Raw genomic sequence first — 13,727 nt, forward strand, 5'->3', positions numbered from 1 at the left:
ACGATTAGGCCGCCGCAGCAATCCCGTCCGCCTCTACCCCACCGGCCGCAAAAGCTCGCAGCATGAACTCCAGCCCAGCCGTGACCGCAGCCTCCTCACCGGTGGCCCACCCTTGGGCCACAGCCGCATAATCTGCCTTATGGCGGTGCAGATACGTCTCCGGGACCGCAATGCCCAATGGGTCCACCCCGCTGCCCAGCAGCGCACAGCGTGCCGCCACACGTGCAACGACACCGCTGCGCGGGCCGAACAATTGCCGGCCCAGAATCTCCAGGTGCATCACCGCAGCGAGCACGAGGCCGTCATCGTCGGCCGATCCAACCAGTCGCGCAAGGGCCTGCAGTCGGGCGGGGCCCTCGTCGAGAAGCGAATAGCCCGGACCGCCGGCGGCAACGTCGAGACGCGCGAAGACTTGCGCGGGAGCGCGCCGGAACGTGCGGGCGGTGGCCTCGGAGGTTTCTGGCGAGAGCACCGCGTACGGGCTGACGTGTTGTGCGATCTCCACGCCGTCGAGAAGAGCGGAGAGCTTCGCGCCGCGCAGAACGGACTCACTGACGATCACGTCGGCCCTGCGCAACGCCGCCGGGCGACGGTGTGCGCGAGCGATTGTAGACGTGGCTTCGTCGACAAGCGATGAAACCTCGCCGAGCTCTAGGTAGGGGGAAAGTGGGCTGTGAGCTGGCATATCCTCTACAATAGCCCCCAGTAGCAATAATCAGACGAGCATTATGAAAAAGATGGGACTACTGTGGTTGCCAGACAATAGATACAAAACTGCAGTGTCCACCACAGACACCCCAGGAAGGTTTACACCGTGAGCAACAAAGGTCTTTACACTGATGGTTCGGAGTCCTTCTCCGCGAAGGTCAACTCGATTCCGCTGAGCGATGTCGATTCGACCCGCCCGGGCGAAAGCTCGCTGGGTGAGCTGGTGTCCAACGCCACCGAGCAGATGTCCACGCTGGTGCGCTCTGAAATCGAGCTTGCAAAGACCGAGATCGCCGGCGAAGTGAAGAAGGGCGCTATCGGTGGTGGCGCGTTTGGCCTGGCCGGCGTCGTCGCTTTGTACTCCTCCTTCTTCTTTTTCTTCTTCCTCGCCGAACTTCTGGCGGAGTGGCTGCCACGCTGGTCTGCGTTCCTGATCGTCTTCGTCCTCATGCTGGTCATCGCAGCCGTGGCTGCTCTGATTGGCTGGCGCAAGGTCAAGGGGATTAAGAAGCCGCAGCGTACCATCGATTCGGTCTCGAATATGAAGAACCTGGTACCAGGGAAGGCGCAGCACAACCTAGAAAAGGGCCAGTCCCACATGTATACCTAAACCCCACATCGCCCCAATCGGCGTGTACCCTTAGTTAACGTCCACCGCGCACCATGCGTGGCGGGCGTTTTTCTCATGTCGAACGAAGGAGGCCACGCACCGATGCACCAGTATGCACCGTCACCTGACGTGGTCAAGCTCGACGGCGATTTCACCCATCGCATGGTGCACGCCCGTGGGATCCGCCTGCACACCGCAACGGCCGGCGACCCCGCCAATCCCCTCGTGCTGCTCATTCACGGCACCTTCGGCGGATGGTTCGACTTCAAAGACGTCATCGCGCCACTGGCCGCCCACGGCTACCACGTCGCGGCCTTAGACATGCGCGGCTACGGCATGAGCGATAAGCCTCCCACAACCCCGGGCGATGAAATGCGCATTGCCACCGGCGATGTGGCCGGCGTGATCTCCTCGCTGGGGCATTCAGAGGCCATCGTCGTGGGCCATGACACCGGCGGGTCGGTCGCCTGGGCCTTCGCCGCGCAGTACCCAGAGCGCACCACCGCGCTGATCTCCGCTTCGGCGGCCCATCCCACCGACCTGCGTTCCTCCATCGCACACCGCCCGTGGGACTTCATGCCGATGACCCTCCGCATCTTCGTCGGTCGCCTCCCGTCGGGCTTGCTGAAGCGCATGACCCGGTTGCACCGCCCTGTGTGGCGCCGCGAGCTGGTCTTGAACACCACGTCGGAGTTTCAGCGCAGTCCGCTTTTCGACGAGATCCTCGACCTACGCGTCACAGCTGCGAGCATCGGAAATGCACTACCCCATATCGTGCACAATTCCCGCCTTCTCACCCCGAAGCTGCCACTGCTCCCGGGTCGCGATGCCACCGTGCACGCCCCCACCCTTCTGATCCATCCGCCCCAAAAGTTATGGGACCACGTGAACAAGCGTTCGCGGCAGCGCGTGCGCGCGCGTATCGACGAGACAAGCATCCCGGGCACGAAAAATATCCCGCACGTGGAACGCCCAGAGGCGTTCGTCGAAACGCTCGCGACGTACCTGGACTACCTGGACACGCACTCCTGAGTATCCACCGGGGTCGTCAATGCCTGGATGTCACCGACCTGCTGCTGAACTTCGCGCATCGTCAGCGCGTAGCCGGTATCCGAAGAGTCAACCGATGCGCCGAAGACCACTCCGATCACCTCACCGTCAGTGGTGGTCATCGGGCCGCCAGAGTTACCTTGGCGGATGGTGCCTCGCACCGTGTAGGCCTCACGCTCCACGCGTCCGGTGGCGTAAATGTCTGGGCCGGCAATGGTGATGCGGTCACGCACGCGCGCAGGCGCCGCCTCGAAGGGGCCTGACTGGGGGAAGCCCATCACCACGGTGTCCTGGCCGGTTTCCGCCAGTTCATCGCTGACCGGAAGCGATCTCAGGCCGAGCTCAGGGGAACGCAGCACAGCAATGTCCACGTCTGGGTTGTAGTACACCACGTCCGCCTGCTTCATACCCAGCACGGTTTCCAGGACCACCTCGCTGGTCCCCGCCACCACGTGGGCATTGGTGATCACGTAGTTGTCCGCGACGACCCATCCAGAACCCATGAGGCGGCGCCTGCACGATTCGGCCTCACCTCGCACGTGGACGATGGATTCACGCGAGCGCTCCACCACGGCCGGATCAACGGCAGAGGAAGCGGGTGCGTCGACGTGCTGGCGCGCACCGGCGTCGAAGGGACTCACCAGCGGAGGCAGGCCCGATTCGTCGAGAAGCGCGGAGAGCTGCGCCGGCAGACGCGAGGCCCATGCGGGCGCGGCCTCGTTGACGGTACCGAGCACCTTCGAATTACGGATCGCCTGCCCCACTGTGCCCGGCACGTTCGCCGCCACGGGGATGGAAATCAGCCAGATCACGAGCATTGCGGCAAGCGACTGCAGAATCGCGCCGATGAAAGAATCGAGGCGTAACGACGACACCTTGCGCATTCGATCGCGCCACGCAGCACCGATAGTCGCACCGACGAGGTTGCCCAAGCCGACGATCAGCAAGATCACTGCGATGAGAAGGAGCAGGCGCCATACGGATGCGTCGGCAAGCTCCACGATGAACGGGGCAACCGCCAGTCCGATCACCAGACCGGCGACGATGCCAATCGCGGACATCACTGACGCAAAGGCGCCCTGGCGCCAGCCAGTCATTAAAGCGACGATGACGATAACTACGATGACCACATCGACGATGAGCGCTGCAATCACGTGGTTAGCTTCCCTTCGAAGTGGTGCGAGGTCTCGGCATAGCAATCGCCAATCCTACCCATGCCGGGCCACTACATAAGAATCGTCAGCGATGACGCTCACCGTTACGGGACTGGGCCAAAGCATCGCCAAGATCATAGACCCGCTCATGCGCCCAGTGCTTCTCCCACCCCGCTGCAGAAAAGATTCCATCCAGCAGCGCTGCTGTAAAACCCCACACCAGGTAACCGTTGACGCGAAACGCGGGCCCAGTCCAGCCCCGCCAGCCCACGGTAATGCGGTTGGTGTCGTCGAGAAGCTCATGCAGGTTCGCATCGAAGACATCATCGGTCTCATGCTTGCTGGCCGGCCACGTAGGTACGGGTTCGTGCTGGTAGGCCACCACGGGGTGAACTGGGTAACCGTTGGAGCGCACGCTGACGGTCTCAAGCGTGGCCACGGGGGTGACGGCCGCGGGATCCAACCCGGTCTCTTCATTAGCTTCACGCAGGGCAGCGTCCACCGGCCCGCGGTCATCTGGGTCGATTCGGCCGCCGGGAAAGGCCATCTGGCCGGAGTGGGTGCGCATGGTGGGCGTGCGGTGGGTCAAGAGAATCCCGGCGTCATCCGGCAGCGTCGTCGCTGTCGGATCGCCAGAAAAGAGCATGAGCACCGCGGCCTGCTTCTCACCGCCCCGAGTGGGCGTGCGGTTAGACAGGCGGGAAGAGACCATGTCGGCGCCGTGGGCGATATCACCAAGCCACTCCGGAGCCTTGTGCGGATGCACCGGAAGATCGTCAGGGAAAGTCACAGGCACCTCCACTTCCTCGCACTTCACACGCAGCTTTTAGACCACCGACGCGACCGCCGCATCGATATCGGCGGCAGAATCGAACGGGGTGGGAAACAGTCCGATTTGTTCCTGCCCACGAAACACCACCGTAATCGGGATCACATTCGGTAACCCCAGGGTACCTGCAAAAGTATTGTCCGTGTCCGAGTAGCTAGGCAGGCTCAGGCCCATGTCGTTGAGCATGGCGGCACCGTTGCCAGGTGTCGCGTCGGCGTGCACTCCCACCACCGTGTACTGCGGGTTAGCATCCGCGTATTCCTGAAGATAGGGCAGCTCCTCGCGGCACGGCGCGCACCACCACGCCCACAGATTGACCACGGTGATGTGCTCTGGGTCAGTCTGCGCTGGGCCTGTTTCCCCGCCGAGGCAGTCCAGTTCCACACCGCCGGCCCCGTCAGCGGGACAGTCCGGGCGGGTAGGGACATCTTCCGTTACCGAATTGCTTATCGACGATTCCTCCTGCGAACTCGCAGATTGGGAGGGGGCTTCGTCGTCACGCAACATGTTGACGGCACCTACGGCAAGCAGGACCGTGACGAGGATGATCGCGAGGGTGCTGATCACGACTGTCTTTTTCATGCCTGTCCCCTCTCGTCATCCTGTCCTTGATCGTCATCCTGAACGAAGTGAAGGATGTGATCTCGTTCCTCACCCCGAACTAGTTTCTCGGCTTCATCAGGTTCGGTGGGGCCATGTTGCCCGAAGGAGGGGCAGTCATAGGCCAGCGGGCATGCGCCACACGCTGCTGTTCGTGCGTGGCAGACTCGCCGGCCGTGGAAGATGATGCGGTGGGAAAACATGGTCCACTCGCTTTTCGGAAGCAGCTCCCCGATGGCGTGCTCGATGCGCACGGGGTCTTTTTCCTCTGTCAGGCCGAGTCGATGGACGAGGCGTTGGAAGTGCGTGTCCACCGTGAGCCCGGGCAGGTCGAACACGTTGCCGCGCACCACGTGAGCAGTTTTGCGCCCCACTCCTGGCAAGGTGACTAGCTCTTCCAGTTCCACGGGCACCTCGCCGCCGTAATCAGTGACCAGCTTCTGCCCCAGCCCGATCAGGTTCGCGGCTTTCGCCCGGTAGAAGCCGGTGGGGCGGATAATCTCTTCCACCTCTGCCTGGTCGGCGGTGGCGTAGTCCTGGGCGGTGGGATATGTCGCAAAGAGGCGTGGAGTGACCTGGTTGACGCGCACGTCGGTTGTCTGCGCCGAAAGCACAGTGGCGACCAGCAGCTCGAGGGGGTTGGTGAAGTCGAGCTCCGCGTGGGCATCAGGAAATACTTCTGCGAGGGTGCGGTTGATCCGCCGTGCTCTGCGGGTGCGCCCAAGTTCGGTTTCGGCACGTTTAGCTGCCGGATGGGTACCAGGGCGACGATGCTTCTGCGGCGTAAGAGAGGCCATATGGGACACCTTAGTATGCAGCCTCAACACGTCCGTCCTATGCTGTGTGTCATGACAGCAATCCTTGTTTTGATTGCCCCGATCGCACTTGCCCTCTTCCTAGTGTTGATGGAGAAGCTGGAGCAGGTGGCAATCGGGCGTTAATCGTCGAAAAGTACCCCCTGCGTTTAAGTTCAACCCGATCTTCCAGATTAAACCTACCCCACTTCACGGTGACCGATGTTACACTCGTAATGTGTGATCAATGGCCATACCGCGTGACTGTGTGATCTTTTCGGCGGTACAACCATGGCCGTCGCCGCACAGAATGACCACCGTCTGTTGTGGTGCTGGTCGCAGACCTACGCACCGCTACCCCTGGTGCATAGGGAACGAGCATGATTGGAAGGAACACTAATGGAAGGTGTACAAGAAACGCTTTCTCGTGCAGGCATTTTTCAGGGCGTTGACCCTGTTGCCGTAGCGAACCTCACGAAGGATATGGAAACCGTGCGCTATCCGCGCGGTGCCACCATTTTCGACGAAGGCGAACCCGGCGATCGGCTGTACATCATCATCTCCGGCAAAATTAAGCTGGCACGCCACGCTTCCGACGGTCGCGAGAACCTGTTGAGCGTGATGGGCCCTTCCGACATGTTCGGCGAGTTGTCCATCTTCGACCCCGGCCCGCGCACGTCCTCAGCAGTCTGCGTGACCGAGGTCCAGGCAGCCACCATGAATTCGGAGATGCTGCGCAAGTGGATCACCGACCACCCCGAGATTTCCCAGCAGCTGCTACGCGTCCTGGCGCGTCGCCTGCGCCGCACCAACGCGTCGTTGGCAGACCTCATCTTCACTGATGTTCCTGGCCGCGTTGCGAAAACTTTGCTGCAGCTGGCAAACCGCTTCGGCCAGCAGGAAGGCGGCGCCCTGCGCGTCAACCACGACCTCACGCAGGAAGAGATCGCCCAACTTGTGGGCGCGTCGCGTGAGACCGTCAACAAGGCACTCGCTACTTTCGCCCACCGCGGATGGATCCGCCTAGAGGGCAAGTCGGTGTTGATCGTCGATACGGAGCATCTGGCCCGCCGCGCACGTTAGCCCTTCGCTAGCGTCGCTTTACGACGATTAACCCCCGCCTCGGTTCATGTGCTTAACCGAGGCGGGGGTTCGTTGTTGTGGTTTTAGGCTTCGTTTTCCTGCAGCCAGCGCAGGGTCACGCGGGTGGACTGTTCGGCAGCCCCACGCAGAACTGGGTCAACATCGTCGTACATCAGGTCGATGAGAGTCTTGAGCTCTACATCCTGGCCACGCTCCGCCCAAATCTTGCGGATCTGGTCGAGGCGGAAATTGCGGCGGTCGATGTACTTGCGGGCAAAGGCTGAGAGGTCATCGCCTTCCGGGCCGTGGCCTGGCAGCAACATAACATCCTTGCCCACGTCCTCGAGGTGCTCCAGCGAAGCAAGGTAGTCACCCAAATCGCCATCAGTCTCAGAGATCATGGTGGTGTGGCGCCCAGCGATGGTGTCACCGGTGAGGATACCTTCCAGCTGGCCGTCATCCTCTTCATGGGTATAGACGAAGAAACACACGGAGTCTGCCGTGTGTCCAGGCGTGTGTACCACCTTCACAATGGGGGTAACGCCATCAATGTTGATAATCTCGCCGTCGGTCAACGGCTCTGCGCCGATGCAGTATCGTGCGTCGAAAGCGCGGACAGGCGCCCCGGTCAACTGGCGGAAACGCTCCGCGCCATCCGCGTGGTCATGGTGGCGGTGGGTCAACAGAATCAGACCCACTTTTTCGCCGCGTGCCGCCAGGACGTTCAAATGCCCTTCGTCGCCAGGGCCTGGATCAATAACAATGCTGTACTCATCTTCCGGGTCTCGGATGATCCATGAGTTCGTGCCCTCCAGTGCAGCGTAGCTAGGGTTCGGGGCTAAAACTACGGCAGCTGAGGTCGTAACAGGTCGCAACTGACTATAAGCTGGGTGCTCCATGGCTCCCAGCCTACAGTGCCTGCCACGTTAATCGAACTCTATTCGTCGATTTCGACGATCAACTCCACCTCAACGGGCGAGTTCAGCGGAAGCACAGCCACACCCACGGCGGAGCGGGCGTGCGCGCCCTTGTCGCCGAAGATCTCCACCAGTGCCTCGCTGGCACCGTTGATCACGGCCGGCTGCGCATGAAAGTCAACGTCAGAAGACACAAAGCCGACGATCTTCAACACGCGGGAGATCTTGTCCACCCCGACCAGGTCATCGACCGCGGCAATCGCGTTGAGAACCGCGGTGCGTGCCAAATCATAGGCGGTGTCTTGGTCAACCTCCGCGCCAACCTTCCCGGTCGCTGGAAGCTCACCATTAACGAAAGGCAGCTGGCCGGACGTCCACACCTGGTTGCCTACCTGGGTGGCAGGCACATAGGCGGCAACCGGAGCTGCCACGGTTGGCAGTTCAATGCCTAGTTCTTCGAGTCGCGCAGTCCAGTTGCTCATTTAGTCCTCACCTTCAGCGATTTCACGCTTGAGGTAAGCAACAACATTTTCTGGGTTGGGGCCAGGCATGACGGTCACTAGCTCCCAGCCGTCCTCACCCCAAGAATCGAGGATCTGCTTCGTCGCGTGGGTCAACAGTGGCACAGTGGAGTATTCCCATTTCTTCATGAGGACCACTGTAGCGGTTTAGATCCCTTCGAGGGGACCGCCCGACGATAAATATGCAGCCCAGTCGGTGATATGCGGGTTCTTCCGCAACAGGGCTCGACGCTGACGTTCCGTCAGCCCTCCCCACACGCCGAACTCAACCTTATTATCTAGCGCATCAGCCCGGCACTCAAGCTGCACAGGGCAGTGCCGGCAGATTACTGCAGCTTTACGCTGTTCCGCACCGCGAACGAAGAACGCATCCGGGTCCCCGCTTCGGCACTTCGCATGTGTGACCCATTCCCCACGGTCGAAGACCATCTGCCCGGATGAATTACTCTTCATCGGCGTCGGCTCGACGCGATTATCGATGCTAGTGGTGATTCCTCGGGGCAGGGTGGCGGTCATGGGATCTCCTTTCGGGAGGTCTTTTTGTGCGCTCACGCGCTCTGGCCAGGCCACTCCAAGAAACTCTTGAAAGTTTCACGCCTAAAAGGTGTGACCTCACCAGACACATTGGCTATACTTGTAAGTCTATTCACCGTGGTATCGCTTTGTCGAACACGTCACACTAGTGGGGGGATGGTTCCATTCCCATGCGAAGGGTCAACACCGTAGGGTATAAGCCGTGAGTTCAATGAAATCCCTGGGAACACTGATTGGCGCCATGCTGGCGTCCGCGCTTTTAATCGCGCTGAGCCTAGCCCCTTTCGCGGGTATCGGCGGCGTCGCGGTCGCACGCACCAACGCGACCATGCAATCGAATCTGGCGGACCTCACCGACGGCACCGCACCGGGCGTAACGACGATCACCGACGTCAACGGTGAGCCGATCGCCTGGATTTACAATCAGCGCCGTTATGAGGTTCCTGAGGACCAGATCTCCCAATCGGTCAAAGACGCGCTGGTCGCCATTGAGGACCGCCGCTTCTACGAACATGACGGCGTGGATATCCAAGGCACCGCTCGCGCACTGGTGACCAACCTAGCCGCCGGCGGTGTGGAACAGGGCGCATCGACGATCAACCAGCAGTACGTGAAGAACTACCTCTTGCACGTTGACGCTGACTCCACCGACGAGCAAGTTGCCGCCACCGAGCAGTCCATCCCCCGCAAGCTGCGCGAAATGCGCATGGCCTCGGACCTGGATGAGAACCTCTCCAAAGACGAGATCCTGGGCAGGTACTTGAACGTAGTGCCATTCGGCAATCATGCTTATGGCATTGAGGCCGCGGCGCGCACCTACTTCGGGATTTCCGCGGCAGAGCTCAATCTTCCACAGTCTGCGCTGTTGGCGGGCATGGTTCAATCGTCGGAAGCTTTGAACCCCTACACCAACCCAGATGGCGCGACCGCGCGCCGCAACACCGTGCTGCAAGCCATGGCGGACGTCGGCTATATCACCCAGGAAGAAGCCGACGCTGCCGCGCAGGAACCGCTCGGCGTACTTGAGTCCCCGGCAACGCTGCCGAACGGCTGCCTCACTGCAGGCGGGGCCGGTTTCCTCTGCGATTATGCCGTGGAGTACCTGCAATCTAAGGGCATGAGCGAGGATGACCTGAAAAATGGCGCCTACACCGTGCGCCTGACGCTGGACCCAGCCACGCAGCAGGCCGCACAGAATGCCGTGAACAACGCTGTCAATCCCTCCACCCCCGGTGTGGCAGGTGTCCTGAACGTGTTGAAACCCGGCGAGAACTCCCGAGACATCACAGCAATGGTGTCATCGCGCGATTATGGCCTGGATGTCGACGCGGGCCAGACCTACCTCCCCCAGCCGTCCACCTTGGTCGGCAACGGCGCAGGTTCGGTGTTCAAGATCTTCACCGCTGCTGTCGCCATCGAGCAGGGAATGGGCCTAGACACCATGCTGCCCGTGCCCACCCGCACTGAGGTGTATGGCATGGGTACCGGCGGCGCCGCCGGCTGCCCACCGAACGCCTACTGTGTAGAAAACGCTGGTACCTATCCGGCGCAGTTGAGCCTGAAGGATGCGTTGGCGCAGTCCCCCAACACCACATTCATTGAGCTGATTGACCAAGTCGGCGTGGCACCTACCGTGGACATGGCCGTCAAGCTCGGTCTGCGCTCCTACACGGAGCCGGGCACCTACGGGGACACTTCGATCGCCGACTACTTCAAGGAAGCCAACCTCGGCTCCTTCACTCTGGGCCCTACAGCGGTCAACGCGGTGGAACTATCCAATGTCGGCGCCACCTTGGCGTCCCACGGGCGCTGGTGCGAACCGAACCCGATCGCACAGGTGACTGACCGTGACGGCAATGAGGTCTTCCTTGACCGCCCAGATTGTGAGACGGTCCTTGACCCAGGTGTTGCTGACGCCCTCGCCCAAGCGATGTCCGAAGACGCAATCAGCGGCACAGCAGAACGCGCCGCCGACGTCTACGGATGGAACTCTCCGGTGGCCGCGAAGACCGGTACCACGGAATCGAACCAGTCGTCCGCATTCCTAGGATTCAACAGCGAGATCGCAGCCGCCCCTTATATCTTCAACGACGGCACCACGACGACATCCCTGTGTACCTCTCCAGTGCGGCAGTGCCAGGGTGGATCGCTCTACGGCGGGCGCGAACCAGCAGAGATCTGGTTCAACGCCGCAAATAACATCCCGGGCGCCCCAAGTGGCGGGCTGCCGGCGCATGATGCGCAGTTCAACCAAGGCCAGTCCGCCGCTGTCCTTAACGAGGTAGCAGGGATGTCAGAAGCAGACGCGCGCGCCCGCCTTGAAGAACAGGGCTTCGTCGTCGAAACCGCCACCACGGCGGGCAACGGGATCCCCCGAAACTATGTGGTCTACGTCAACGCCAATAGCCCGCAGCTGGTTCAAGGCTCCACCGTCACCATGTACTTGTCTGACGGTTCAGCCCCACGCCTCCGAAACTCGAACCCTGGTAACGATGCGGGGCGAGCCGCCCCTAATGGCGATGACAACCAGCCGGCCCCAGCCCCCGAACCCGCCCCAGCCTTCGAGCTTCCACCCGAGGCCGAACAGGCCATCAGGGACGTAGAAAACTTCTTTAATAATTTGTAACCCCGAGGGGCACGAAGGCTAGCTATTCAGGCGGGCCTTCACCGCAGAAGACAGCCGCTTGCCGTCAGCCCGGCCAGCGGCTTTTTCTGTGGCCACCTTCATGACCTGGCCCATCTCCTTCATGGAGGTTGCGCCTGTCTCGGCGATGGCATCGTCGACAAGCGAGTTCAGTTCGTCGTCGGAAAGCTGCTCCGGCTGGTAATCCTCCAACACTGCTACCTCTGCAAGCTCGGCCTCGGCGAGATCGTCGCGGCCGTTCTCCTTGTAGATGTCCGCAGACTCGCGGCGCTTCTTGATTTCACGAGCGATGACCTTGAGCACGTCGTCGTCGGAAAGCTCGTGCTTCGTGCCGGAGGTCTCCTCGGTCTGGATGGCGGCCAGCAGCATGCGGATCGCACCCAAACGGTCCTTGTCCTTCGCCTTCATGGCGGTCTTCATGTCTTCACGGATCTTATTTTTCAAGTCACTCATGCAGCCAAGACTACGCCACAGCGCTTGCCGGTAAGGTGTCCAGAGTGAAGCTCAACAAATTTCTGCGTGGCCTAGGTATCGTGGCCGGCACTGGCGCTGTTGCCGGTGCTGGCTTGGCTGCCTACGGCGTGCGCGAGTTAAACAATTTCCGCCTCAAGACCTACGAGCTCCCGCTGCTTGCTCCAGGGACGTTGCGCGGGCGCGAGGAATTCCGCATCCTGCACGTTTCTGATTTGCACATGATCCGCGGGCAGGACGAGAAGGTGGCGTGGGTATCCGCGCTGGATTCGCTCGAACCGGATCTGGTGGTCAATACCGGGGACAATCTTTCCGACGAGCGCGCGGTCCCTGACGTGCTGCGTGCCTTGGGACCGCTGCTGAACCGCCCTGGTGTGTTCGTGTTTGGCACCAACGACTATTGGGCACCGCGGATGGTCAACCCGCTGCAGTACTTGACCGGCGCCAAGCGCGTCCCCAGCTACGTGAACCTGCCGTGGGAGGGCATGCGGGCGGCGTTCATCGAGCGTGGCTGGCAGGACGCCACCCACAAGCGTCTGGAATTTGTGGCCTCTGGCGTGCGCCTGGCGATGGCCGGGGTGGATGACCCGCACCACGATCTCGACGATTATTCGCAGGTGGCGGGCGCCCCGAATGCGGATGCTGATCTTTCCATCGGTGTGCTGCATGCCCCTTATCGACGAGTCCTCGACTCTTTCGAAGCCGACGGCTATGACTTGGCGGTGGCCGGCCACACCCACGGCGGCCAAATCTGCCTGCCTGGCGGTATCGCACTGGTGGCCAATGCCGATATTGACAAGAAACAAGCCTCTGGCCTGCATGACTATGGTTCGATGTCGCTGCACGTGACCAACGGGCTGGGTACTTCGAAGTATGCCCCGGTGCGCATCTTCTGCCCACCATCTGCAGCGCTTTTGAGGATCGTCGAAAGGCAGTGATTTTTGCTCCTCGCGGTGCGGGGAGTATAGTTTCTCGATGCACGGAAGGTAGTTTCCGCGCATCGGGATATGGCGCAGTTTGGTAGCGCACTTCGTTCGGGACGAAGGGGTCGCAGGTTCAAATCCTGTTATCCCGACCATGTGATCAGTCGAGACATACGGGACGGCATCGGTTGTGAAACGTCCCAGGTTTTGTTTCGCCTGAGTAGACGGGACAGTTTGCAGGTGCAGCCCTGACTTCGCACCTTTCTGGACTCGCATTCTTTACTTACCCCTATTTGGAACTCATATCTCCCACCGTTGCTGCTCTCTGCGCTGGAACGTCTTTAAAACCCAGGAAACGCGCTCTAGAGACTGAGGATGCTCTGGGCATGATTGGCAACGGCTCAAAACCTAGCCAGAGAAAACCGCTTCAAGATGGTCAGAATCGTCGTATTCAACACCAAAGGTTCCAGTATGCCCGTGGCAACAGACTAACGAGGTTCACGAAGTAATCATCCCTGTCTTAGAAAACCCGGGACTCCGTGGAAACATTACTGCTAACCGACATGACCGCCATGACGATGTTATATAGAGGAGTCGCTGATGCTCGCGAGGGTGTCAGATGGTTTGTGTGTGAGGGATTCCCCTCACACCAAGGAGATGAACCAGAATGACTACCGTGGCACGACGAAACCCAGAGGACTCCGCAAAGATCAAAGCGATCGAGGAAAAGCTCCTCGCCAATCCTGAGATGGCGAAGCTGATCGACGAGCTCGGCACCTCCACCACGGATGCCAACGATCTCGTCCGGGGCCTGCTCCAGGCCTCGATCAACCGGGGCCTCAACGCCGAGATGGATGCCCACCTCGGCTACCAGCACGGCGACCGGAAC

15 protein-coding genes, 1 tRNA gene and 1 pseudogene are annotated in these 13,727 nt (G+C 60.8%); 7 read left to right on the top strand and 10 right to left on the bottom strand.

Going from position 1 to position 13,727, the window contains the following annotated elements:
- Positions 1–4: 4 nt before the first annotated feature.
- Complete coding sequence (locus B097_RS0106660) at positions 5–685, bottom strand: Fic family protein (protein WP_018581761.1); 681 nt, start codon at positions 683–685, stop codon at positions 5–7.
- Between the two features lie 129 nt (positions 686–814).
- On the opposite strand from B097_RS0106660, the gene B097_RS0106665 reads away from it, so the two are divergent.
- Complete coding sequence (locus B097_RS0106665; RefSeq protein WP_018581762.1) at positions 815–1,318, top strand: phage holin family protein; 504 nt, start codon at positions 815–817, stop codon at positions 1,316–1,318.
- A 102-nt stretch (positions 1,319–1,420) separates the two neighbouring features.
- Positions 1,421–2,350 (top strand): alpha/beta fold hydrolase, encoded by a 930-nt coding sequence (locus B097_RS0106670; RefSeq protein ID WP_018581763.1) that lies wholly within the window; start codon positions 1,421–1,423, stop codon positions 2,348–2,350.
- On the opposite strand, the gene B097_RS0106675 is transcribed toward B097_RS0106670, so the two are convergent.
- The 4 genes from B097_RS0106675 to nth form a co-directional block, all read right to left on the bottom strand.
- Positions 2,329–3,522, bottom strand: coding sequence for a MarP family serine protease (locus B097_RS0106675; RefSeq protein ID WP_018581764.1), 1,194 nt, complete (start codon positions 3,520–3,522; stop codon positions 2,329–2,331). The two genes, B097_RS0106670 and B097_RS0106675, sit on opposite strands and share 22 nt — an antisense overlap.
- Positions 3,523–3,607: 85 nt before the next feature.
- Positions 3,608–4,339, bottom strand: coding sequence for an NUDIX hydrolase (locus B097_RS0106680; protein WP_018581765.1), 732 nt, complete (start codon positions 4,337–4,339; stop codon positions 3,608–3,610).
- Positions 4,340–4,348: 9 nt separating this feature from the next.
- On the bottom strand, positions 4,349–4,933 hold the full coding sequence (locus B097_RS0106685; protein WP_018581766.1) for a TlpA family protein disulfide reductase: 585 nt from the start codon (positions 4,931–4,933) through the stop codon (positions 4,349–4,351).
- Complete coding sequence (gene nth / locus B097_RS0106690) at positions 4,930–5,748, bottom strand: endonuclease III (RefSeq protein ID WP_018581767.1); 819 nt, start codon at positions 5,746–5,748, stop codon at positions 4,930–4,932. The genes B097_RS0106685 and nth overlap by 4 nt, the downstream gene beginning before the upstream one ends.
- A 396-nt stretch (positions 5,749–6,144) precedes the next feature.
- On the opposite strand from nth, the gene glxR reads away from it, so the two are divergent.
- Entirely contained in the window at positions 6,145–6,828 is a 684-nt protein-coding gene (gene glxR, locus B097_RS0106700) for a CRP-like cAMP-activated global transcriptional regulator GlxR (RefSeq protein ID WP_018581769.1), read from the top strand.
- 83 nt (positions 6,829–6,911) lie between these two features.
- On the opposite strand, the gene B097_RS0106705 is transcribed toward glxR, so the two are convergent.
- The 4 genes from B097_RS0106705 to B097_RS0106720 are packed head-to-tail and all read right to left on the bottom strand — an operon-like array spanning position 6,912 to position 8,719.
- The gene (locus tag B097_RS0106705; RefSeq protein WP_018581770.1) at positions 6,912–7,727 is read right to left on the bottom strand and encodes an MBL fold metallo-hydrolase; all 816 of its coding nucleotides are present in this window, start codon (positions 7,725–7,727) and stop codon (positions 6,912–6,914) included.
- A gap of 38 nt (positions 7,728–7,765) precedes the next feature.
- Positions 7,766–8,227 (bottom strand): RidA family protein, encoded by a 462-nt coding sequence (locus B097_RS0106710; protein WP_018581771.1) that lies wholly within the window; start codon positions 8,225–8,227, stop codon positions 7,766–7,768.
- Positions 8,228–8,395 carry a Sp36 family protein gene (gene sp36, locus B097_RS13485; protein WP_018581772.1) on the bottom strand — a complete coding sequence of 56 codons (168 nt, stop codon included), beginning with the start codon at positions 8,393–8,395 and terminating at the stop codon, positions 8,228–8,230. It abuts the gene before it with no gap.
- Positions 8,396–8,413: 18 nt separating this feature from the next.
- Positions 8,414–8,719 (bottom strand): WhiB family transcriptional regulator, encoded by a 306-nt coding sequence (locus B097_RS0106720; RefSeq protein ID WP_026254364.1) that lies wholly within the window; start codon positions 8,717–8,719, stop codon positions 8,414–8,416.
- Positions 8,720–9,002: 283 nt separating this feature from the next.
- On the opposite strand from B097_RS0106720, the gene B097_RS12635 reads away from it, so the two are divergent.
- Positions 9,003–11,426 (top strand): penicillin-binding protein, encoded by a 2,424-nt coding sequence (locus B097_RS12635; RefSeq protein WP_081618019.1) that lies wholly within the window; start codon positions 9,003–9,005, stop codon positions 11,424–11,426.
- A gap of 18 nt (positions 11,427–11,444) precedes the next feature.
- Here the strand turns inward: B097_RS12635 and B097_RS0106730 are convergent, their stop codons facing one another.
- Positions 11,445–11,897 (bottom strand): GatB/YqeY domain-containing protein, encoded by a 453-nt coding sequence (locus B097_RS0106730; RefSeq protein WP_018581775.1) that lies wholly within the window; start codon positions 11,895–11,897, stop codon positions 11,445–11,447.
- 44 nt (positions 11,898–11,941) lie between these two features.
- On the opposite strand from B097_RS0106730, the gene B097_RS0106735 reads away from it, so the two are divergent.
- From B097_RS0106735 to B097_RS13705, 3 genes and pseudogenes are all read left to right on the top strand, one after another.
- A complete protein-coding gene (locus tag B097_RS0106735) occupies positions 11,942–12,853 on the top strand; it encodes a metallophosphoesterase (RefSeq protein ID WP_018581776.1) in 912 nt (303 codons plus the stop codon).
- 63 nt (positions 12,854–12,916) lie between these two features.
- Positions 12,917–12,993, top strand: a tRNA-Pro gene (locus tag B097_RS0106740).
- A gap of 512 nt (positions 12,994–13,505) precedes the next feature.
- Positions 13,506–13,727: pseudogene (locus B097_RS13705) on the top strand (IS256 family transposase); the annotation flags it as partial.

The organism is Corynebacterium pilosum DSM 20521 = CIP 103422, from assembly GCF_000373805.1.
GTDB classification, from domain to species: Bacteria; Actinomycetota; Actinomycetes; order Mycobacteriales; family Mycobacteriaceae; genus Corynebacterium; species Corynebacterium pilosum.